The 19,378-nt window shown below is 71.1% G+C and carries 14 protein-coding genes and 4 pseudogenes; 12 read left to right on the forward strand and 6 right to left on the reverse strand.

Annotated elements, in window-relative coordinates; translation table 11 throughout:
• The first annotated feature begins 6 nt into the window (after nucleotides 1-6).
• From hisG to ACFW5B_RS05645, 4 genes are all read left to right on the forward strand, one after another.
• Nucleotides 7-855 carry an ATP phosphoribosyltransferase gene (hisG, locus tag ACFW5B_RS05630; protein WP_386433700.1) on the forward strand — a complete coding sequence of 283 codons (849 nt, stop codon included), beginning with the start codon at nucleotides 7-9 and terminating at the stop codon, nucleotides 853-855.
• 53 nt (nucleotides 856-908) lie between these two features.
• Complete coding sequence (locus ACFW5B_RS05635; protein ID WP_386433703.1) at nucleotides 909-1,361, forward strand: PH domain-containing protein; 453 nt, start codon at nucleotides 909-911, stop codon at nucleotides 1,359-1,361.
• A gap of 174 nt (nucleotides 1,362-1,535) precedes the next feature.
• Nucleotides 1,536-2,909 carry a hemolysin family protein gene (locus ACFW5B_RS05640; protein ID WP_386433705.1) on the forward strand — a complete coding sequence of 458 codons (1,374 nt, stop codon included), beginning with the start codon at nucleotides 1,536-1,538 and terminating at the stop codon, nucleotides 2,907-2,909.
• Nucleotides 2,906-4,033, forward strand: coding sequence for a hemolysin family protein (locus tag ACFW5B_RS05645; protein WP_386433708.1), 1,128 nt, complete (start codon nucleotides 2,906-2,908; stop codon nucleotides 4,031-4,033). Before ACFW5B_RS05640 ends, ACFW5B_RS05645 begins: the two co-directional genes overlap by 4 nt.
• A gap of 112 nt (nucleotides 4,034-4,145) precedes the next feature.
• Here the strand turns inward: ACFW5B_RS05645 and ACFW5B_RS05650 are convergent, their stop codons facing one another.
• Entirely contained in the window at nucleotides 4,146-6,050 is a 1,905-nt protein-coding gene (locus tag ACFW5B_RS05650; protein ID WP_386433711.1) for an AAA family ATPase, read from the reverse strand.
• A gap of 474 nt (nucleotides 6,051-6,524) precedes the next feature.
• Nucleotides 6,525-7,109 carry a uridine kinase gene (locus ACFW5B_RS05655; protein ID WP_386433714.1) on the reverse strand — a complete coding sequence of 195 codons (585 nt, stop codon included), beginning with the start codon at nucleotides 7,107-7,109 and terminating at the stop codon, nucleotides 6,525-6,527.
• 192 nt (nucleotides 7,110-7,301) lie between these two features.
• Between ACFW5B_RS05655 and ACFW5B_RS05660 the strand changes: the two genes are divergently transcribed.
• A complete protein-coding gene (locus ACFW5B_RS05660) occupies nucleotides 7,302-8,696 on the forward strand; it encodes a peptidase C39 family protein (RefSeq protein WP_386433717.1) in 1,395 nt (464 codons plus the stop codon).
• A 367-nt stretch (nucleotides 8,697-9,063) separates the two neighbouring features.
• Here the strand turns inward: ACFW5B_RS05660 and ACFW5B_RS05665 are convergent, their stop codons facing one another.
• Nucleotides 9,064-9,621 (reverse strand): type VII secretion system-associated protein, encoded by a 558-nt coding sequence (locus tag ACFW5B_RS05665; RefSeq protein ID WP_386433720.1) that lies wholly within the window; start codon nucleotides 9,619-9,621, stop codon nucleotides 9,064-9,066.
• Nucleotides 9,622-10,045: 424 nt separating this feature from the next.
• Here ACFW5B_RS05665 and ACFW5B_RS05670 point away from each other — a divergent pair, with 424 nt between their 5' ends.
• Together ACFW5B_RS05670 and ACFW5B_RS05675 are read left to right on the forward strand one after the other, a co-directional pair.
• A complete protein-coding gene (locus tag ACFW5B_RS05670) occupies nucleotides 10,046-12,064 on the forward strand; it encodes an ATP-binding protein (RefSeq protein ID WP_386433723.1) in 2,019 nt (672 codons plus the stop codon).
• A 122-nt stretch (nucleotides 12,065-12,186) separates the two neighbouring features.
• A pseudogene (locus ACFW5B_RS05675) lies at nucleotides 12,187-12,300 on the forward strand (IS481 family transposase); the annotation flags it as partial.
• Between the two features lie 235 nt (nucleotides 12,301-12,535).
• Here the strand turns inward: ACFW5B_RS05675 and ACFW5B_RS05680 are convergent.
• Nucleotides 12,536-12,826 carry a hypothetical protein gene (locus ACFW5B_RS05680; protein ID WP_386433726.1) on the reverse strand — a complete coding sequence of 97 codons (291 nt, stop codon included), beginning with the start codon at nucleotides 12,824-12,826 and terminating at the stop codon, nucleotides 12,536-12,538.
• A 318-nt stretch (nucleotides 12,827-13,144) separates the two neighbouring features.
• On the opposite strand from ACFW5B_RS05680, the gene ACFW5B_RS05685 reads away from it, so the two are divergent.
• From ACFW5B_RS05685 to ACFW5B_RS05705, 5 genes and pseudogenes are all read left to right on the forward strand, one after another.
• Nucleotides 13,145-13,684, forward strand: a complete 540-nt coding sequence (locus tag ACFW5B_RS05685) for an NUDIX hydrolase (RefSeq protein WP_386433729.1) — start codon at nucleotides 13,145-13,147, stop codon at nucleotides 13,682-13,684.
• A pseudogene (locus tag ACFW5B_RS05690) lies at nucleotides 13,600-14,196 on the forward strand (VOC family protein); the annotation flags it as partial. The gene ACFW5B_RS05685 and the pseudogene ACFW5B_RS05690, both read left to right, overlap by 85 nt.
• A complete protein-coding gene (locus ACFW5B_RS05695; protein WP_386433731.1) occupies nucleotides 14,193-15,131 on the forward strand; it encodes a fumarylacetoacetate hydrolase family protein in 939 nt (312 codons plus the stop codon). The pseudogene ACFW5B_RS05690 and the gene ACFW5B_RS05695, both read left to right, overlap by 4 nt.
• Complete coding sequence (locus tag ACFW5B_RS05700) at nucleotides 15,128-16,714, forward strand: bifunctional 3-(3-hydroxy-phenyl)propionate/3-hydroxycinnamic acid hydroxylase (RefSeq protein WP_386433733.1); 1,587 nt, start codon at nucleotides 15,128-15,130, stop codon at nucleotides 16,712-16,714. The genes ACFW5B_RS05695 and ACFW5B_RS05700 overlap by 4 nt, the downstream gene beginning before the upstream one ends.
• 13 nt (nucleotides 16,715-16,727) lie before the next feature.
• Nucleotides 16,728-17,790 (forward strand): annotated as a pseudogene (locus tag ACFW5B_RS05705) (AMP-binding protein); the annotation flags it as partial.
• On the opposite strand, the gene ACFW5B_RS05710 reads toward ACFW5B_RS05705, so the two are convergent.
• Together ACFW5B_RS05710 and ACFW5B_RS05715 are read right to left on the reverse strand one after the other, a co-directional pair.
• The gene (locus ACFW5B_RS05710; protein ID WP_386433735.1) at nucleotides 17,771-18,403 is read right to left on the reverse strand and encodes a TetR/AcrR family transcriptional regulator; all 633 of its coding nucleotides are present in this window, start codon (nucleotides 18,401-18,403) and stop codon (nucleotides 17,771-17,773) included. The pseudogene ACFW5B_RS05705 and the gene ACFW5B_RS05710 sit on opposite strands and share 20 nt — an antisense overlap.
• 121 nt (nucleotides 18,404-18,524) lie before the next feature.
• Nucleotides 18,525-18,833: pseudogene (locus tag ACFW5B_RS05715) on the reverse strand (MBL fold metallo-hydrolase); the annotation flags it as partial.
• Nucleotides 18,834-19,378 lie beyond the last annotated feature (545 nt).

Consider the following 19,378-nt stretch of genomic DNA (forward strand, 5'->3'; position numbering starts at 1 on the left):
GCTCTCATGCTGCGCATCGCTGTCCCCAACAAGGGTTCACTGTCCGAGCCTGCGTCGGCGATGCTCCATGAGGCCGGCTACCGCCAGCGCAAGGACCGCAGGGAGCTGGTCCTGGTCGACGCCGAGAACGAGGTCGAGTTCTTCTTCCTGCGCCCGCGCGACATCGCGGTCTACGTCGGCTCCGGCAAGCTCGACATCGGCATCACCGGCCGTGACCTGCTGCTGGACTCCGGCTCGCCGGCCGAGGAGATCCTCCAGCTCGGCTTCGCCGGCTCGACCTTCCGCTACGCGACCCGTCCGGGCACGGCCAAGGAGGTCAGCGAGTTCGGCGGCATGACGATCGCCACCTCGTTCAGCGGCCTGGTCCGGCAGCACCTCGCCGACAACGGTGTGGACGCCTCCGTCGTCCACCTCGACGGCGCCGTGGAGACCGCCATCCAGCTCGGCGTCGCCGAGATCATCGCGGATGTCGTGGAGACCGGCACCACCCTGCGCAACGCCGGCCTGGAGATCATCGGCGAGCCGATCCTGAAGTCCGAGGCCGTCGTCATCCGGGGCACCGGCGCACCGGACGACGACCCGAAGGTGCGCCAGTTCCTGCGCCGCATGCAGGGTGTCCTGGTGGCCCGCCGCTACGTGATGATGGACTACGACATCCGGGTCGAGCACGTCGAGAAGGCCGTCGGCCTCACCCCCGGGCTGGAGTCGCCCACGGTCTCCCCGCTGCACCACGAGGGCTGGGTCGCGGTCCGCTCGATGGTCCCGTCCAAGGACGCCCAGCGCATCATGGACGAGCTCTACGACCTCGGCGCCCGCGCGATCCTGACCACCGGCATCCACGCCTGCCGGCTCTGATCCCCGGCCGTCCCCCTCACGCACCGCCTCAGCCACGACGGAAGACCGACAACGTGTCCGCGCCCCTGCCCAGCCTGCCGGTGACCTTCCGGCCGACCCGCACCCGGGTCGTCCTGTACTCCGTCGGCCTCGCCCAGCTCGCCGCCCTCACCGCGATCGCGCTGGCGCTGCCGAAGCTGAGCGGCGGCGAGCGGCTGAGTTTCGTCGTCACCGGACTGCTGGTGCTGGCCGTCCTCCTGCTGCTCGGCCGCCCGAAAGTGGTCGCCCGGCAGGAGGGCGTCACGGTGGTCAACCTCACCACCAGGCGCGAACTGGCCTGGGCGCAGGTCGTCCGGGTCAACCTCCGGGTCGGCGACCCCTGGGTCCATCTCGACCTCGCCGACGGCACCAGCCTGCCCGCCATGGGTATCCAGCCCGGCATCGCCCGGGAGCAGGCCCTCCGGGACGCCCGCGCGCTGCGCGACCTCACCGAGAAGCATGGTGCTGTCGACCACACGGCCGGATGAGCCTGCCCTAATCGGGGCCCCGCTGTTTACTCTGTTCTCCGGGGTGCGCCCTGCGCCCCGCCCCTCAAGGGGACCACTGCGACCCGAGGAGTGACTCCCTCCGGCAATGGACGGATCGTCCTGTAGTACCTGCGCCGCCCCTCCCCAACCCCCGCACACCACGGAGGCGGCGGCATGACCGGCCCCCTGCTGCTGCTCGCGGCGGCTCTTGTGCTGATCCTGGCCAACGGCTTCTTCGTCGCCGCCGAGTTCGGGCTCGTCACCGTCGAGAAGGCGGACGCCGAACGTGCCGCGGCCGACGGCGACCGCCGCGCCCACACCGTCGTCTCCGCCCTCCGGGAACTCTCCTTCCAGCTGTCCGGCACCCAACTCGGCATCACGATCACCTCCTTGGTGGTCGGCATGCTCGCCGAGCCCGCCCTGGCCGAGCTGCTGGCCGGCCCGCTGCTGGCCACCGGCCTTCCCCGCGGCGCGGTCCCCGGCACGGCCGTGGTGACCGGCATGCTGCTGGCGTCCGGCGTCCAGATGGTCGTCGGCGAGCTGGTCCCCAAGAACTGGGCGGTCTCCAAGCCGCTGCCCGTCGCCCGTGTCGTGGCCGGTCCGCAGCGGGCCTTCTCCCGCTTCTTCCGCCCGGTGATCACCCTGCTGAACACCGTCGCCAACCGCCTGGTGCGCGCCCTGGGCGTGGAGCCGACCGACGAGCTGGCCTCCGCCCGGACCCCGGGTGAACTGGTCTCGCTCGCCCGGCACTCCGCCCGCGCGGGCGCCATCGAGCAGGACACCGCGGATCTCTTCGTCCGCACCCTGTCGCTGGGCGATCTGACCGCGGAGAACGTCATGACGCCGCGGGTCCGGGTGAGCGCGCTGCAGGCCTCCGCGACCGCCGAGGACGTGGTCAACCTCACCCGCGCCACCGGCCTCTCCCGCTTCCCCGTCTACCGCACCCGCCTCGACGAGATCGTCGGCATGGTGCACCTCAAGGACGCGCTGGCCGTCCCGGCGCACGAGCGGCTGCGCATCCCGGCGGCCCGGATCGCCGTCCCGCCGCTGCTGGTGCCCGAGACGCTGCCCGTGCAGCCGCTGCTGGAGCGGCTGCGCAGCGAGCAGCCGATCGCGGTGGTCGTCGACGAGTACGGCGGCACCGCCGGTGTGGTCACCCTGGAGGACATCATCGAGGAGCTGGTCGGCGAGGTCCGCGACGAGCACGACGGGGTGGACCTGCCCGAGCTGGGCCAGGCCCCGCCCGAGGAGGGCCGCCCCGCCTGGGACGCCGACGGCGGCTGCCGGGTCGACACCCTCCGGCGGATCGGCCTGGACGCCCCCGAAGGACCGTACGAGACGGTGGCAGGACTGGTGGCACACATACTCGGCCGGATCCCGGCCCCCGGCGACATCGCGGAACTCGACGGCTGGCGGCTGCGGGTGCGGCTGGTGTCGCACCACCGCGCCGAGCGGATAAGGATCGTCCGGACCGCGACCGTCACGGCGCCCGCCGCCCCCGGCGCGCCCCGTGAACCCCTCGTGCTCGGTGCGGAGGTGGCCCGGTGACCCTGGCCCAGCTCCTCTTCGCGGTGCTGCTGGTGCTCGCCAACGGCTTCTTCGTCGGCGCCGAGTTCGCCCTGGTCTCCGTACGCCGCAGCCAGATCGAGCCGCTGGCGACCGGGGGCTCCGGCCGGGCCCGGCAGGTGCTGCACGGCCTGGAGAACCTGCCGCAGATGATGGCCGCCGCGCAGTTCGGCATCACCGTCTGCTCGCTGACGCTCGGTGCGGTCGCCGAGCCGACCGTCGCCCATCTCCTGGAACCGCTCTTCGAGGCGGTGCACCTCCCCGCCGCCCTGGTCCACCCGCTCGGCTATGTCATCGCCCTGGCGCTGGTGGTCTTCCTCCACCTCGTCATCGGCGAGATGGTCCCCAAGAACCTGGCGATGGCGGCGCCGGAGAAGACCGCCCTGTGGTTCAGCCCCGGTCTGGTCGCCTTCGCTCGGCTGTGCCGTCCGGTCACCGCGCTGCTCGGGGCGTGCGCCCGCGGGGTGCTGCGGATCTTCCGGGTCGAGCCGAAGGACGAGGTCGAGGCGGTCTTCACCAGCGAGCAGCTGACCCACCTCGTGGAGGACGCGGGGCAGGCCGGCCTGCTGGAGCCGGCCGAGCAGGAGCAGCTCTCGGACGTCCTGGAACTGGGCAGCCGCCCCGTCACGGACGTCCTCCTCGACCGGGCGGCGCTGGTCACCGTCGAACCGACCGTGACGCCCCGTCAGGTGGAGGAGCTGACCGTACGGACCGGCTACTCCCGCTTCCCGGTGTGCGCCCCCGGCGGTGCGTACATGGGCTATCTGCACGTCAAGGACGTCCTGGACCTGGAGGAACGGGACCGCGCGGTGCCGCAGCGCATCTGGCACCCGATGACGACGCTGCGCGCCGAGCTGCCGCTGGACGACGCCCTGACGGCGATGCGCCGGGCCGCCTCCCACCTGGCGGCGGTCGCCGATGCGACCGGCCGGGTGCTGGGGCTGGTCGCGCTGGAGGACGTGCTGGAGATGCTGGTCGGTGAGGTCCGCGACCCGGCGCACCGGCGGGCACCGGCGGCCCGCGGTCGCGGACCGGCGGGGGAGCGGGTCAGCGAGCCCCGCGAGGAGGCCTCGCTGCCGGCGGAGAACCGGGCGCTGGCGGGCTGAGCCGGCCGACGGCCGGGACCGGGCCCGGCCCGCGGCGGCGCGAAGCCGCGGGCCGGGCCCGCGTAGTGGGCGCAGGCCGGGGCGGCCCGCTCCGGTGCCCGGCCCGGGGCGCTCAGAACTCCGGCCGCCCCGGCGTGTCCGGCCCGCGGCCGGAGAGGACCTCGCCGTAGGCCTGCATCAGATCGGGCAGCCGGAGGGTGGCGAGGTCGTCGCGGGTGGGCGCACCGCGCCAGGTGGAGAGCCGCAGATCGCGGTAGGCGCAGCTCTTCTCGTACAGGGTGCGCAGAAAGCGGCCGTTGCCCAGCTCGTCGATCCAGCCCTGCTCCACGACATGTCCGCTGATGCTGCACAGCTCGTCGCGGGCCTCCTCGTCCCAGCGGTCGCCGTTCTCCTCGGCCAGCACCTCACCGATGGCGGTGAGTTCCAGCGGCCGGTAGCTGGGGAAGTCGACGCGGCTGGTGAAGCGGGACGACAGCCCCGGGTTGGCGGCCAGCAGCCGGTCCATGCCCTCCGGATAGCCGGCCAGGATGACCACGAGCCGGTCGCGGTTGTCCTCGGCGCGCTTGAGCAGCACCTGCAGCGCCTCGTCGCCGTACGCGTCGCCCTTGCTGTAACCGGAGTTGGACAGGCTGTAGGCCTCGTCGACGAACAGCACCCCGCCCAGCGCCGAGTCGATCAGCTCATTGGCCTTCACGGCGGTCTGGCCGAGGAACTCGCCGACCAGATCGGACCGTTGGGCCTCCACGAGATGGTCGCCGCCGAGGAGCCCCAGCGCGTAGAAGACCCGCCCCAATATCCGGGCCACGGTGGTCTTGCCGGTGCCGGACGGCCCGGAGAAGACGAAGTGCCGCTTGGGCGGCTGCACCGGCAGGCCCTGGCCCGCTCGCAGCCGCGCCATCCGCAGCTGTGCCGACAGCGCCCGCACCTGCCGTTTGACCGGCTCCATGCCGACCATCCGCTCCAGCTCCGCCAGCGCCTTCTCCAGCAGCACCGGATCGGCAGGTCCGGCGGGCAGCCGCTCCGCGCCGCGCGGCACCGGCGCCCCCGCCTTGACCCGGGCCGCCGTGTCGCCCCCGGTGGGCACGCCGCCCGGCTCACCGCCCGCCGCGCCGTCCGGCCCGTCCGCCGCGCCGGGCACCAGCAGCTCACGGCCGTCGACCGGGTCGAGCGGGGCCAGCGGATCCGGATCGCCGCCCGCCCCCTGCCCCAGGCCCGCCGCGGACACCGTCGCGAGGTCGGCGCCCTCGTCCAGGCCGTCCCCCTCCGCGATGGCGGCGAGCCGCGCCGCGGTGTCCATGAACGCCGGGTCGACGCGGTGCACGGCGCGGTAGAGGGGGAGCGCGGCGGCGCTGCGGCCGGTGCCCTCGTGGGCGCGGGCGAGCCAGTAGCGCAGCTCCTTGCGCTGCGGCTGCTCACTGCGGCAGCGCATCAGCGCGGCGGCCAGCAGCGGTTCGGCCTGCCCGTACGTCTCCAGCCGCACCCGCGCCATCCCGCCGAACAGCCCCGCCTCGATGCCCAGCACCGGATCGGCCAGCAGCGGCTCGGTGTGCCGTACGAGCTGGTCCCAGTCCTTGACGAGATAGGCGCGGCAGGCGTGCAGAAAGCGCACCTGCGGATCGGTGTCGACGGGCGGGCAGCCGGCCAGCGCCTGGTCCAGTTCGGCGACATGGCGGCCGTCGAGCCAGTGCGAGGCGTGCGCGAGCAGCAGATCACGGCCGGTCTCCAGCACCGGCTGGACCCACCAGCCCAGCCAGTACCAGGAGTTGAGGGTGCGTCGGTGGCGGCCGCGCATCTCCCCGAAACGGTCGCGGTGCCGGTGCATCCGCAGCAGCGCGAGGGAGGTGTCGGCGCGCAGGGCGTGCAGCCCGAGCCAGGCGTCGGCCATCGTCGGATCGAGCCGTACCGCGGCCCGGAACTCCTCTTCCGCCTGTGGATAGGCGCCGATCGTATAGGCGTCGACGGCGCGCAGCCAGGCGAGCTCGGCCGGGGCGGGCGAACCCTGAGTGCCGAAATCCATCCCGTCCCCCCACAAAGCGTCCCCCGTGCGGCGGCGGGCGAGTGCCCGGCCGCGGCTCCCTAACCGGCATACGGCGAACGGGAGTTGACCGTCTCCGCGCACACCTCGGTCCCTGGCCTGCGGTGGCACGGACTCGCATGGTACCTGCGCGATCGGCGCACGCCGAAGAGGGCGGTACGGGCAAGAACGGGTGACCGGAAGCGGCGCGACGGCGCGAAGAATGCGGTGACCCAGGGTGAGGGAGAAGGGGCGCTCAGCGGCGGCGCGAGCGCGATCTGGGCAGAACGAAGCCCCCGATCACGGGGGAACAACCGGGGGCTTCGCATCTGCGGGCGGTCCGTTGAACCGCACATTGAGAACGTAAGTCCTGTACGCCCCCCAGGTCAAGCCGAGTTGAGGTACTCGGCGCGACCCTGTTGGCGTCCCCGGGCGCGTCGGCCGCGGTACGTGACGGAGCGTGAAATGCGGGGCCGCTCAGGGTGTTGTGGAAGGTCCCACGACCACCTCGTACCCCATCTGCCCCTGGTGGACCAGGAAATCGGCGTACGGGCGCGAAGGGTCCACCGCGAAGTGCGCGCGCTCCGCCGGAATCCAGCCACTCCAGAACGCGGAGAGGCTTGGCCCGTCCCGGAGTTGACCCCTTTCCCAGGAGTCCTCATGCGTCACTTCCATCCACAGCAGGCACGTCAGAAACGGCCGCAGCGCCCGCCGCCCCGCGCCCACCCCTTCGACCAGGACCAGTGGCGCGGGTGCCAGCGCACGCTCCTCGGTGAAGGCGCCGCGCACCCAGTCGTAGACGCCGTAGTGCGCCGTCTCGCCCCGGGACAGCGGCCCGAGGATCTGGGTGCCGAACCGCTCGCTCCAGGCGAAGAGCTCCTCGTGGGTGGCGAGGTCGTCGGTGTGCACCACCGGCACCCCGTCCAGCGCGGCGGCCAGCCGCCCGGCGAAGGTGCTCTTGCCCGACCCCGCGTGCCCGTCCACCGCGACCAGCCGCACCGGACCGCAGGAGGGCGGCGCGGTGCGCAGCCGAGCGGCCAGCGGGGCGAGATCACGGTCCATTGCGCCAGCGTACGCCCCCGGTTCCGGCCGCTCCGGCGCCACTGGTCCACACCAATATTGCTGCCGCGACGCGCCCCGCACCGCCTTCCGCAGCAGGCCCGGAACGGCAATAGTTGAGCCACTGCTCAGCCGCCCGCAGCCCGGCCCGACCGCTCGCACCCGCTCCTCTGCATCCCACTGGGGGACCACACCATGACCAGCTCCGCACCCCGGCGCACCGTCCTGGCAGCCGCGCTCGCCGCCGCGGCGGGCGCCGCCACCCCCTCGGCGCAGGCCGCCGACACCTCCCGTACGCACCCCGCGCCCGAGGCCGCCGCCATCCCGGAAGCCGCCGCGCGCCGACCGAAGAGCCTCGTGGACTATCACGCCTGGACCACCACCGCCGACTGGAACGAGGGCCGCGCCCGCGGCACCGGCATCGCGCACGGCGCCCGGCCCGGCATCCGCCTCGTCCGCCCGGCCGGCACCGTCGACTACAAGGACCCGCACACCGGCCGGACCACCGCCTGGGAGTACGCCGTCTGGACGTCCCCGGCGCACGCCCTCAAGGTCCCGGCCACCGAGGCCGTCGCGTCCTGGAACGCCCACACCCCGCCCGGTACGTGGATCGGCGTCGAACTGCGCGGCACCTACTCCGACGGCGGCCGCACCCCCTGGTACGTGATGGGCCGCTGGACCGCCGGCGACGGCGACACCGACATCCGGCGCACCTCCGTCGACGGCCAGAAGGACGGCCGGAGCAGCATCTCCACCGACACCTTCGCCATCGATGAGCCCGCGAGCGGCCTCCGCCTCACCGCGTACGAACTGCGCGTCACCCTCCACCGCAGGCCCGGCACCGCCCTCACCCCCACCGTCTGGCGACTGGGCGCCATGGGCTCGGACCTCCCCGACCGCTTCGAGGTGCCGGCGTCCAGCCCCGGCCGGGTCGGCCGCGAACTGGTCGTCCCGCGCTACTCGCAGGAGATCCACAAGGGGCAGTACCCCGAGTACGACAACGGGGGCGAGGCCTGGTGCAGCCCCACCTCCTCCCAGATGATCATCGAGTCCTGGGGCCGCAAGCCCACCCGCGAGCAGCTGGCCTGGGTCAACCCCGACTACGCCGACCCCCAGGTCTGCCACGCCGCCCGCCACACCTTCGACTACCAGTACGAGGGCTGCGGCAACTGGCCCTTCAACGCAGCCTATGCCGCCACCTACCGCGATCTGCAGGGCGTCGTCACCCGCCTCTCCTCCCTCACGGACGTCGAACACCTCATCCACGCCGGCCTCCCGGTCATCACCTCCCAGTCCTTCCTGAAGACCGAACTCGACGGCGCGGGCTACGGCACCGCCGGCCATCTGATGACCGTCGTAGGCTTCACCGAGGACGGCGACGTCATCGCCAACGACCCGGCCTCACACGACAATGCGGCAGTCCGACGCGTCTACAAGCGCCGCCAGTTCGAGAACATCTGGCTGCGGACGAAGCGCAAGAACGCCGAGGGCAAGGTCGTCGGCGGCAGCGGCGGCGTCTGCTATCTGTACTTCCCGGCCAAGCCGTCACCGACGCAGCGCCGGGTGCTGGCGGAGCTGGGAATCCGCTGAGCATGTGCATCCCGAAGGTGGCCTTGGTGACTGACGGCAGCGCCCGCTGCCGTCGGGGGTGGGGTGGCCGTACCGGTCCATCGTGATCTTGATGAGTCCACTCGGGGTGAGTGCGTAGCGCACTCCTGCCGGGCCGATCGTCACGGTCCGCAGCTGTCACGTTGCCGAGAAGACCTCGGTGAGGGCCCCGGCACCGCGCTCCGGGGTGCGGGGACCCTTGGCGCCCATGGCGGACTGTCACGGGGCCGTGCGGCGTCGGCGGCCGCGTGCCGCGAGCAGGCCGGCGGCGAGCAGCGGGGCATTCACGACGGCCTCGGGGAGGCCGTAGGGCGAGGTGGAAGACGACGAGTTGGGGCCGGCGTTTTCGCTACGGCTTGATTCCGGCCTTGCCCGGGATGGTCAGGCTGATGCGGTGGCCGGGGTTGAGGCGGACCGGGAGGCCGGTGGCGGCGAGGTGATGGCCGGTGGTCTGTTGCCACTGGTGCCAGGTGTCGGGGAGGTGGGTGGGGTGGGTGAAGGCCGGGATGTAGCGGCTGCCGTCGTCCTCGGCGAGGGTGTAGAGGCCGGTCTGCCCCTCCTGGCCGAACAGGATGAGCGTGGCGTCGCGGAAGGCCGCGAGGAGTTCCTGCTCGCTGCCATAACCGGTGACGGCGCGCTGCAGGGCGCCGTCCAGGGCGGTGACAGGGGGCGGGAACTCCAACGCCATCGGCGACGGGCGGTAGTTCGGGTTGTGCGTGAAGGAAACGAGTTGGCCGGAGCTGTCGACGGACCAGCCGCCGACGATGCCGTACGGGGGGACGGCGCCGTTGGGGTCGAAGTACGGGTCGATCGCGTACACGTAGCCGTCGCGCTGTTGTGCGGCCTGGGCGCGCAAAGCCTCGGTGACAGGGGGAACGGCGGGCGCAGGGCGGAACGGGGTGGTCACAGGTACTGGCTCCACTGCTCTTCGAAGGCGATCTGCTCGGCGACTGTGGCCAGCGTCTCGCGGGGTGCGGGTTGGAATGTCTGGATGCGATCGGGGCTGGTGGGGCGAAGCCCGGGCCTGAGTCGGTGGACGAGGAATCCCCCGGCTTCACGGCACATCCCGGAGGGCCAGGTGCCGTGACGCGAGCCGTTGACCCCCAGGAGCCACCCCCGGGGGGCGATCTCGGGTCCATCTTTCGGGCAGTTGACTGGCGGGCGATGCTTCAGGGGCGGGAGCGACGGGTTTTTCGATCGGGGACATGAGACTCGTGTTGAGGGTTCGGCAACCATTCTCCCGACGGGACTCTGCAGACACACCTTAGGATGAACGGCGTACGGTCAACATCGACTTGACGGTGCCGGACGGACAGGACAACGGGGAGACAATGACCAGCCCGACCCAGGCCCCAGAGCAGACCAAGGCCTATGAGCCCCACCCCTACATCGGGGGGCGCAATGCCGCGCTGCGCGCGCTCACCGCCTGGCGGATGGAGCGGGCGGGTGCGCCTCGGGTCGTCATCCTGACCGGAAGTCCGGGCACCGGGTGTTCGCGGCTGCTCACGGGGTTCCTGATGCTCTGCGACCCGGAGTACCGGAAGGGGGTCGAGCTGGACGCGCTCGATCCGGCGACCGTGCCTGTGGACTTGCCCGCACCCGCGGTGCCGAGCGTCGCCGGGCTGACGGCGGCACAGACCCTGTGGCTGCTCGCCGATCACTACGAGCTGTCCGCCACCCGCACCGCCGACATCTTCCCCGAACTCGCTCAACTCCCGTTGTCCGGGCGGCCGGTGACGATCGTGGTGCCGGATGTGGATCGGGCCGGTCCGGTGCGGGGGACAGGTGAGCCCGCGCGCCTGGTGCGGGACGTGCTGAAGCCCCTCGCCGCCGTCGAGTCCCTACGCCTTCTCGCCGACGTGCCCCGGGAGTTCGCCGTCGAGCTCGCCGAGAGCCTGCCGCCCGGCGCGGCCCGGATCATCGACCTCGACGCACCCGAGTGGGCCGACCCCGAAGGGCTTGTGCTGCAGGCCGAGGCGCTGCTCAACCCGCAGTTCGGCGCTCCGGAGCTGCCGTTCACGACCGAGCCCGACGCTCGACGCGCGCTCGCCGGGGCGATCACCCGGAGCGCCGGAGACGGTGCGGGCAGCCGTCTGACCGTGCATCTCGCCGTGCAGTCGATCCTGATGCACCCGGAGGGGTTCGACCCGGCGGATGCGCGCCAACTGCCGGGCAGCGTCGGTGAAGTGCTCGATCTGCACGCCGAGCGACTTGACACCCATCCCCGCACCCTGCGGCAGATCCTCGCGCCCCTCGCCCTTGCCGAGGGCGACGGGCTGCCCGTGCACCTGCTGACCCCGCTCGCCTCCGCAGTCGCCGAGCGGGACATGAGCGAGGACATGGCGCGGAGCATGCTGCTCGTCGCCCCCTTCATCCGCCCCATCGAGAGGGCCGGCGAAGGCATCCCGGAGGACGAGCGGACGCTCCTGGGACTGCAGCACCCGGGCATCGGCGAGGCCGTTCGGGCAGGCATTCCGGATGTCCCGGGGGCTCAGGCACGTATCGCCATGGAGTTGCTGGAGGCCGTACCTCACCAGGACTGGGCGCAGGCAGGGGCGTACGTTCGCGATCACATCGCGGGACACACCCTGGAGGCCGGTCTGCTCCCCCGGCTCCTCACCGATCCCGGCCTGTTCGCCCACGCCGAGCCGGTGCGGTTGCGCGCCGCGGTGGAGGCCGTACCCCCGGAGCAGTTGGACGCACCGGCGCGCACATATCTGCGTACGGCCCCGCTGCTCACCCGCACCCAGGCACCCGCCGTCCTTCGAGCGGCGCTCCTGGAGACCGCATTCGTCGAAGACGGACTGCCGGAGTACGCGGCGGCGTTGCGCCGCATGGTGCCCGAGCTTCCCTGGCACACCCTGTGGAGCGTACCGGTCGCCGGGGTCGACGCCGTGACCGTCGGCAAACTGCTCCCGTCCGCGGCCGCGTCGGACAGCGCCGCCAAGGCTCCTGCGAAGCCGGAATCTCCGGAGCCGGCCCCGCTCGCGGTCACCGTGAGCGCGGTGCCTCACGGCACCCCGGGTTCCAGCCCGTTGAAGGCCGACGATCCCACGGCCCCTGCCGTGCTGGTGCAGGACCTCGCCACCGGCTCCGTCATCGATGCCGATCCGGCCCGGATCCTGCGCCCCTCGGATGACGAGCGCGCCACGGGGACGCTCGGATTCAGCCGCGGCGCTGACTACGTACGCGTCTGGCGTCGCGGCGAGCAGCAGGGTGACGAGAAGATCGTCACGGCTCTGGTCTCCGCCACGCCCTTCACGGGAATGGACCTTTCCCCCGACGGCACCCTCCTTGTTGCCACGGCAAGTGGTGTGAAGGCGCTGCAGATCCGCCCGGCGCAGCCCTAGTAGGTGTGCTGTCCCGGGACGTTGGTGACAGCCGACATGCCGCGGCTGGTCCTTGAAAGAGGCGAGGGCCCTCTGGTTTGGGTGTGGATTGCGAAGTCTGCACCCGCTGCCAGGAGGCCCTCGTGATCCACCGTAACGCCCCGCTGATGCCGACCGGCAGGCTGCGCCTGGCCCGGTGCATCGTCGACGACGGCTGGCCGCCGCGCCGGGCCGCCGAACGATGCGGCGTCACCATCGAACGTGTCCTGACCGACAATGCCTGGGCCTACACCAAGGACACCTGGCGCCACACCTGCCGCGACCTGGGCATCCGACGATTGGGCCTACCAACAGCCCTACACCTCAGACGCCGAACGACAGGCAGCTTTCCCCGACTGGCTGGACTGATACACAACTACCACCGACCCCACACCGGAATCAGCGGTCACACCCCAGCCAGCCGGTCACCAACCTCTTCTCCGGACAACGCACCTAGCTCTTGAGGACGTCGAACGTCACAGTGTTGCTTCGTCTGTCGTGGGTTCCCTCCAGGTAAACCTGACCGCCGCCGTAGGGAAGGGCATTGGGGACATTTGCTGTGGCTTGAGTGGTGCTGCCGGGGACCGGGGTGCACTCGGTCGGGGTTTCTTTTCCAGCGAAAATAAACACTGCCTTTTGCGTGGAGCCCAGCTCGCTTCCGCTGAACGTGATCTTCGCGTTGTGAGCAGCCTCATCCGGATCGGCTGTCTCAAGAATCATGACTTTCTTGGTCATGGTCGTCACGACGGTTTCCTCCTTGGGTTCGCAAATTCTGCCGACACTTCCTCGTGCGTGGACTCGACGTTAGAACGGTCTCATGGCCGCAGCAAAGCAGCCGACCCGCATGAACGATTTTTCATCCGTGTAACGCATTTTTTCCGCATTCCGGTTGCGGAATTCTGAGTCTCTGGTTGTAATGCTCCATTCCCGATGGTCAGGGGTCTGTTGGTCATCAGGATCGGCCCTTGGAGGCGCCTGCCGACGCGGACCGGTCCGTGCAATTGCTGGGCCTGGACGGCTGTGTGATCGTGACGGTGACGCACAGGTGCGACTGCGACTGCGATGACGACGCGGGCGCTGTCCCGCCGTTCATCCCCGGAGGTCACCGTGGCGAAAAAATACGCATACGCCGTTCTTCACGACGGGAAGGGGCGGTTCCTCCTCGCCACGAAGAACGAGCGGGCGTTCTTCTTCAACTCGGCGAAAGGCGGGGACGTATACCCGAAAGGCATCGATCTCACGAAGGAGAAATGCGGAGGGAAGCGGGCCCTGCCCGGCGGCGAACGCAAGGCCAAGGAAAAGCCCGAGGCCGGCGCGCTCCGCGAATTTCAGGAGGAGACCGGTGTCAGCCTGGCCAGCTGTACCGCCGTCGGCAAGGAGTGGACCGGGCAGCAGTACAGCGCCGGGTACTTCGGCACATCCCCGGCCAACTTCGACCAGCTCGTGAAAAACGTGCGAGACCGCCTTGCCAGAGGACACCAGGCCGCCAAGGACATCGCGGACGGTGTCATCAAGACCGGATCCAGCGCCTGGGGCATGTGGTGCTGGAGACAAGGGTGTTTGCCCGAGCGCTGCAGTGGTACCTGGACACACTCGGGATGATCGTCTCCGACTTCCTGTTCCTGGACGGCCAGCGCGACCGGGGCCCGACGATGGCGTTCATCCGCTGTGACCAGGGCAGCCTGGCCGTGGATCACCACACCCTGGCCATGCACCTGGGGCCGGGCGCCGGGTACGTGCACTCCGCCTATCAGGTCGCCGACCTGGACGCGATCGCGGCCGGTGGTGAGTACCTCGCCGAGCGCGGCTATCGGCGCAGCTGGGGGATCGGCCGCCACATCCAGGGCAGCCAGCTTTTCGACTACTGGCGCGACCCCGACCGCTTCCTGCTGGAGCACTTCGCCGACGGCGACCTTTTCTCCTGCGATGTCGAGCCGGGCTGGGCGCCCCTGACGGCGAGCGGCCTGGTCCAGTGGGGGCCCGCGGCCACCCGTGACTTCCTCGGCACCAGCCCCTCTCCGGCCCGGGCCCGCGACGTCATCCAGGCCCTGCGTGGTGACAACGAACTCGACCCGGCGCGTCTGCTGGGCCTGCTGAAAGCGATGAACTCATGAGCACCAACATCCTGCGCACCGCCGACGGCTGGTGGGTCGTCCGCGGTGACCGGGCGGTCCCCGTCCCCACCAAGGCCGTCACGACCGCCGAAATCCTCGCCGACCGCACTGCCGTGGGCGAGGCCGCCCGGTCCCCGGAGGAGGGGGTGCCGGTGGCGGAACTGACGCCCCTCTCCCCGGTCACCAACCCGTGCCGCGTCGTCGCCCAGATGGTCAACTACCGTAGCCACGCCCGGGATTCAGGCTTCACCGGAGCCATACCGCCCACCTTCTTCCGCAAGGCGTCGGCTTCGCTCAGCGGGCCGGAAGACGCCATCGTCCGCCCCGCCCACGTCAAGCTCCTGGACTACGAGGTCGAACTCGGCCTCGTCATCGGGGCGCCGCTGCCGGTCGGCACCGTGGTCGGGGAGGAGGGCCTGCCGGCGTTCGTCGCCGGGCTCGTGGTCGCCAACGACGTCAGCGCACGTGACGTACAGCTGACGAAGACCCAGTTCTACGAGAGCAAGTCGTACCCGACCTTCACGCCGACCGGGCCGTACCTGGCCCTGCTGGATGCGGTGGACTTCACCCGTCTCCTGGACCTGCGGCTGAAGCTGTCGGTGAACCGCGTACCGCGCCAGGACCGCACGCTGGCGGACATGATCGTCCACCCGGCGCAGGCGCTCACGCTGCTGGCCCGCTTCCAGCCCCTCGGGCCGGGTGACCTGCTGCTGACCGGCACCCCCGGCGGCACGGCCCTCAAGGCCCCGCCCAAGGCCGTTGAGAAGATCAGCGCGCTGCTGCCGCCCGCCGTGAAATGGAAGGCGTTCTTCAGGAGCCAGTCCAGGAATCCGCGCTATCTGCGCGAGGGCGACGTCGTGACCGCCACCGTCGCCACACCGGACGGCCGGATCGATCTCGGCGAGCAGCGCACCGCCGTGACGGGAGCCGAGTGAGCGCCGTGAACCGGGTACCGGTGGTGATCGTCGGTGCGGGGCCCGTCGGGGTCACGGCGGCTCTTCTGCTCGCCCGGCACGGGGTCCGCGCCGTCGTCCTCGAACGCCACCAGGACGTCTACCCGTTGCCGCGGGCCGTTGCGGCCGACGACGAGGTCCGGCGGATACTCCAGTCGGCGGGCGTCCAGGAGGAGTTCGCCGCCCTTGCCCGCCCTGCCAGGGGACTGCGGCTGCTCGACGCCCGGCATCGCGTGATCGCCGAATTCCCGCGCTCCCCGCACGGCCTGCACGGCTTTCCGCAGACCAGCATGTTCGACCAGCCCGAGCTGGAGCGGCTGCTGCGCGACGCTCTGGCCCGCCGCCCGGAGTGCGAGCTGTGGGGCGGGGCGGAGGTTGTCGCCATCGAGCAGAACGCCGACGGGGCCCGGGTCGCCTTCCGCCGCGACGGCGGCGAGCCGGAGTACCTCTGGGCCGATGCCGTCCTCGGCTGTGACGGCGCGGGCAGCCTCACCCGGGACGCTGTCGGAGCCGCGTGGGAGGACCTTCGCTTCGAAGAGCGCTGGACCGTCATCGATGTCCGCACCCGCGCCGACGTCCGGTGCTGGGAGGGCGTTGACCAGGTGTGCGACCCGAGGCGGCCCGCGACGTTCATGCGCATCAGCGAGGACCGCTACCGCTGGGAGTTCCGGCTGCGGGACGGCGATGCGCTGGACACCGAGCGGGTGCGTGAACTGATCGCCCCTTGGACGGACGCCCCGCACGGCGACTTCGAGGTCGTCCGGCAGGCGCGGTACACCTTCCGGGCCCGCGTCGCCGACCGGTGGCGCCGCGGCCGTGTCTTCCTGCTCGGCGACGCTGCCCACCTCACCCCGCCCTTCGTGGGGCAGGGCTTGTGCGCGGGCCTGCGCGACGCCCACAACCTCGCCTGGAAGCTTGCCCGCGTCCTCCAACGGCGTTCCGGCGAAGCGCTGTTGGACACGTACGAGAGCGAACGCAAGCCGCACGCCCGTCACATGATCCGCCTCGCCAGGGCGATGGGCTGGGCCATGACCGGCGGGCAGGACCGGGCCGCCGCGCTGCGCCGGGCCCTGGTGGGCACGGCCTGCCGTATTCCTGGCATGACGGCGATGGTCGGCCGCGACTTCAGTCCCGCCCTCGTCCCGGGGCCGCTGGTACGCCGCTCCAGGCGGCCGGGCGGTGCGCGCCGCCTTCTGGCCGGCACGTACTGTCCGCAGCCCTGGGTCACCGTCGACGGCGGTCGAGTCCGCCTCGACGACGTGCTGGAGGACTCCTTCGGCGTCCTGACCGCCGGCCCCCCGCCCCCGTCGGCTCGGGCGGTGGCCGAAGGGCTCGGGGCACGCATCATCCGCACGGACGGCCTGGGCGACGACGGGACTCTCGGCGCCTGGCTCCGTGGCGGCCGGGCGGACGCCGTCCTGCTGCGGCCCGACCGCGTCGTCCTGGACGTCCTTCCCGCGGGCGGCAGTGCCTTCACACAGACCGCGGACTGGGCACCGCTGCTGTGCACCACGCACCGTCCGGCCCCGCCGGGCGCACCGATTGTCCCGCTGCACGATCAGTAAGGAGCGCCATGCGATGACCGCCCCGCACACCACTCCGTACCCGTTCCTGCCTCCCGACCCGCTGACCGCCGGGCGGAGCCGCATCGCGGACTTCGGCCGTCGGGTCGCCCGGAGCCGGGGCGCCGAGGCCGGCGAGGACCACACCGCCTACGCCGCCCTCCACCGATGGTCGGTTACGGACATCGAGGGTTTCTGGGGGCGCGATCTGGGAGTACTTCGCCATCGAGGCCGTCACGCCGTACCGGCGAGTGCTGGCCGAGGAGATGATGCCCGGCGCCCGCTGGTTCCCTGGAGCGACCACGCCTCGCCTGCACACCGGTGCCCTTCGGCCACCCGCTGTGGGTCGTCTTCTCCTCCGGCACCACCGCCTGCCCAAGGGCATCGTCCATGGCCACGGCGGTGTCCTGCTGGAACACCTCAAGGTTCTCGGTCTGCACTCCGACCTCGGCCCCGGTGACCGCTTCCTGTGGTACACGACCACCCACTGGATGATGTGGAACCTGGTCGCCTCCGCGCTCCTCACCGGCGCCACCACCTGCACCTACGACGGCAGCCCCGCCCCGTCGGCCCGCCGGGACGTCCTGTGGGAGCTGGCTGCGCGCCACCGGGTCACCGTCTTCGGCACCAGCCCTCAATACCTGCTCGGCATGGCCAAGTTCGGCATCGACCCGTCCGTCCACGACCTGTCGTGGCTCCGCGCCGTCGGCTGCACCGGGTCCGCTGTACCCGCCACCGCGTACCCATGGGTGCGCGACCATGTCGGTGACCGCGTCCAGCTCGCCTCCCTCAGCGGCGGCACGGATGTCGTCTCCGCTGTCGCGGGGTGCGCGCCCACCACCCCGGTCCGGGCCGGAGAGCTGTCGGCACCTCAGCTGGGCGTGGCACTGTCCGCATACGACGACGAAGGCCACGCGGTCACGGACCAGGTCGGCGAGTTGGTCGTCACCCGCCCCATGCCGTCCATGCCGCTGTACTTCTGGAACGAACCGGACGGCAGCCGTTTTGCGCCAAGGGGCCGCGGACGTGATCCGTGGCGGGTCCGCCGGGGGGCCTGCCTCAGCTCCGGGGGAGAGGGCGGTTGACGATCGCGTGGGCGGAGCGGCGCGGCATGCCGAGCATGCGCAGAACCTGCTCGGTGAGTTCGTCGCAGGCGGCCTCGTCCACGACGTCGGGGTCGGTGACCCAGAGGTTGATCAGGGCGCACAGGGAGCCGGCGGTGGTGGCGAGGGCGACGTAGGGGTTGTCGATGTGGAAACGGCCGGCCTCGATGCCGCGCCGGATGTCCCGCAGCGCCCGGGGGGCCAGGCCTTCCTCCGACGCCAGATAGGACATGCCGGTCTGCGCGAGAATGCGGGCGATCTGCGGGTGTGTCCAGATCATCCGAGCGGTCTTGCGTACCGAGGCGGCGAAGATCTCGGCCGGGTCCTCGATGTCGGCGGTGACCTCGTCGAGGAGCTGGCCGTGCTCCTCGAGTACATCGGCGATGGCCGCGTGGAACAGCTCCTGCTTGCTGGTGAAGTGGTTGTAGAAGGAGCCGAAGCCGACGTCTGCGGCTTCGGTGAGGTCCTGGATGCTGACCTCCGCCATGCCGTGTTCGGCGAGGAAGGCGCGGGCCGCGTCGAGGAGCGCCTGACGGGTCCGGGCCTTGCGTCGGTCGAGTCGGTTCATCGGCTGCTGAGCTGTCACCATGACTGAAATCATAACCGGCCACACTTCTGATGACTATCTCAGTCCTGTGTCGTGCTCGCGCGTCTCGGGCATGCGTCCGCCCGGCCACTGACGGCGACACGGGCAGCGGCCCGGCCGGGAAGACGGCGCTCTGCACCCAGCGGGCCATGGTGAGGTCGGGCAGGTCCGTGACGTGGTCGCTGTGTACATGGGTGACGAAGACGGCGCTGAGTTCGTACGGGCGCACACCGGCCTCCGCCAGACGCAGTGTGGTGGCCCGGCCCGCGTCGAACTGCAGGGCGAAGGCCGCAGAGCCAGGCCTTTCAGCCGCCCGTCTCAGCGGAACGGGCCGCCCGGACCCCGGCCGCGTTCCAGCGCGATACCAGGCAGGCCACGGACCCCGGCCCGGAAGGAGAATGACCGGGGGCTTGTGCGTCGAGCCGAAAAGCAGGCTCTGTCACCGGAGGTTGCGGTCTGGGCCGAGTGTCATGGTGCAGGTGTACGGGGGTTCCCTTTGAGTCGTTGGCCTGATAGCCACTCACTCGCCGGAAAGAATTCGGCTTTGCGGGGGAGTCGGATGTGCGCGTATGTGTAATCCCTGATGACGGGCGACTTGTCGCTGATCTGCTTCAGGGTGTATCGCGTGGCCATGTCATCGAGGGCCTGCTTCTGTTCAGTGCTGAGCGGTTGGGAGCCGTGGTTGCAGAAGCACCAGTACTGATTTCGTTCGGAAGCAGTGATCGAGTGCGCATTCGTAAAGGGTCACGTCCGACCCGTCCGTGGTCCCCTCCGAAGTCGCATCGAGGTACTTGTCTTCGCTCGCATGGCGAATTACGTAATTCCCCTCGCGATCCCCGTCTGGATGTCCCATTTCGGGACCAAGTTGCCCGCATCGCAGGGCTCCTGATGCAGACCGCCAATCGGTACGACCGGGCACCCGGCGCCGTGGCCGGGCCGTGCGGAGCGTTTCGGCGAGCGGAGCAGGAGGGTCGGGTG

It is taken from the genome of Streptomyces sp. NPDC058773 (assembly GCF_042746015.1).
In the GTDB taxonomy this organism is placed as follows: domain Bacteria; phylum Actinomycetota; class Actinomycetes; order Streptomycetales; family Streptomycetaceae; genus Streptomyces.

Coding starts and splice junctions, on each gene's coding strand:
- hisG (WP_386433700.1), top strand. CDS start 7: ATGCTGCGCATCGCTGTCCCCAACAAGGGTTCACTGTCCGAGCCTGCG.
- ACFW5B_RS05640 (WP_386433705.1), top strand. CDS start 1,536: ATGACCGGCCCCCTGCTGCTGCTCGCGGCGGCTCTTGTGCTGATCCTG.
- ACFW5B_RS05650 (WP_386433711.1), bottom strand. CDS start 6,050: ATGGATTTCGGCACTCAGGGTTCGCCCGCCCCGGCCGAGCTCGCCTGG.
- ACFW5B_RS05655 (WP_386433714.1), bottom strand. CDS start 7,109: ATGGACCGTGATCTCGCCCCGCTGGCCGCTCGGCTGCGCACCGCGCCG.
- ACFW5B_RS05660 (WP_386433717.1), top strand. CDS start 7,302: ATGACCAGCTCCGCACCCCGGCGCACCGTCCTGGCAGCCGCGCTCGCC.
- ACFW5B_RS05670 (WP_386433723.1), top strand. CDS start 10,046: ATGACCAGCCCGACCCAGGCCCCAGAGCAGACCAAGGCCTATGAGCCC.
- ACFW5B_RS05685 (WP_386433729.1), top strand. CDS start 13,145: ATGACGACGCGGGCGCTGTCCCGCCGTTCATCCCCGGAGGTCACCGTG.
- ACFW5B_RS05695 (WP_386433731.1), top strand. CDS start 14,193: ATGAGCACCAACATCCTGCGCACCGCCGACGGCTGGTGGGTCGTCCGC.
- ACFW5B_RS05710 (WP_386433735.1), bottom strand. CDS start 18,403: ATGGTGACAGCTCAGCAGCCGATGAACCGACTCGACCGACGCAAGGCC.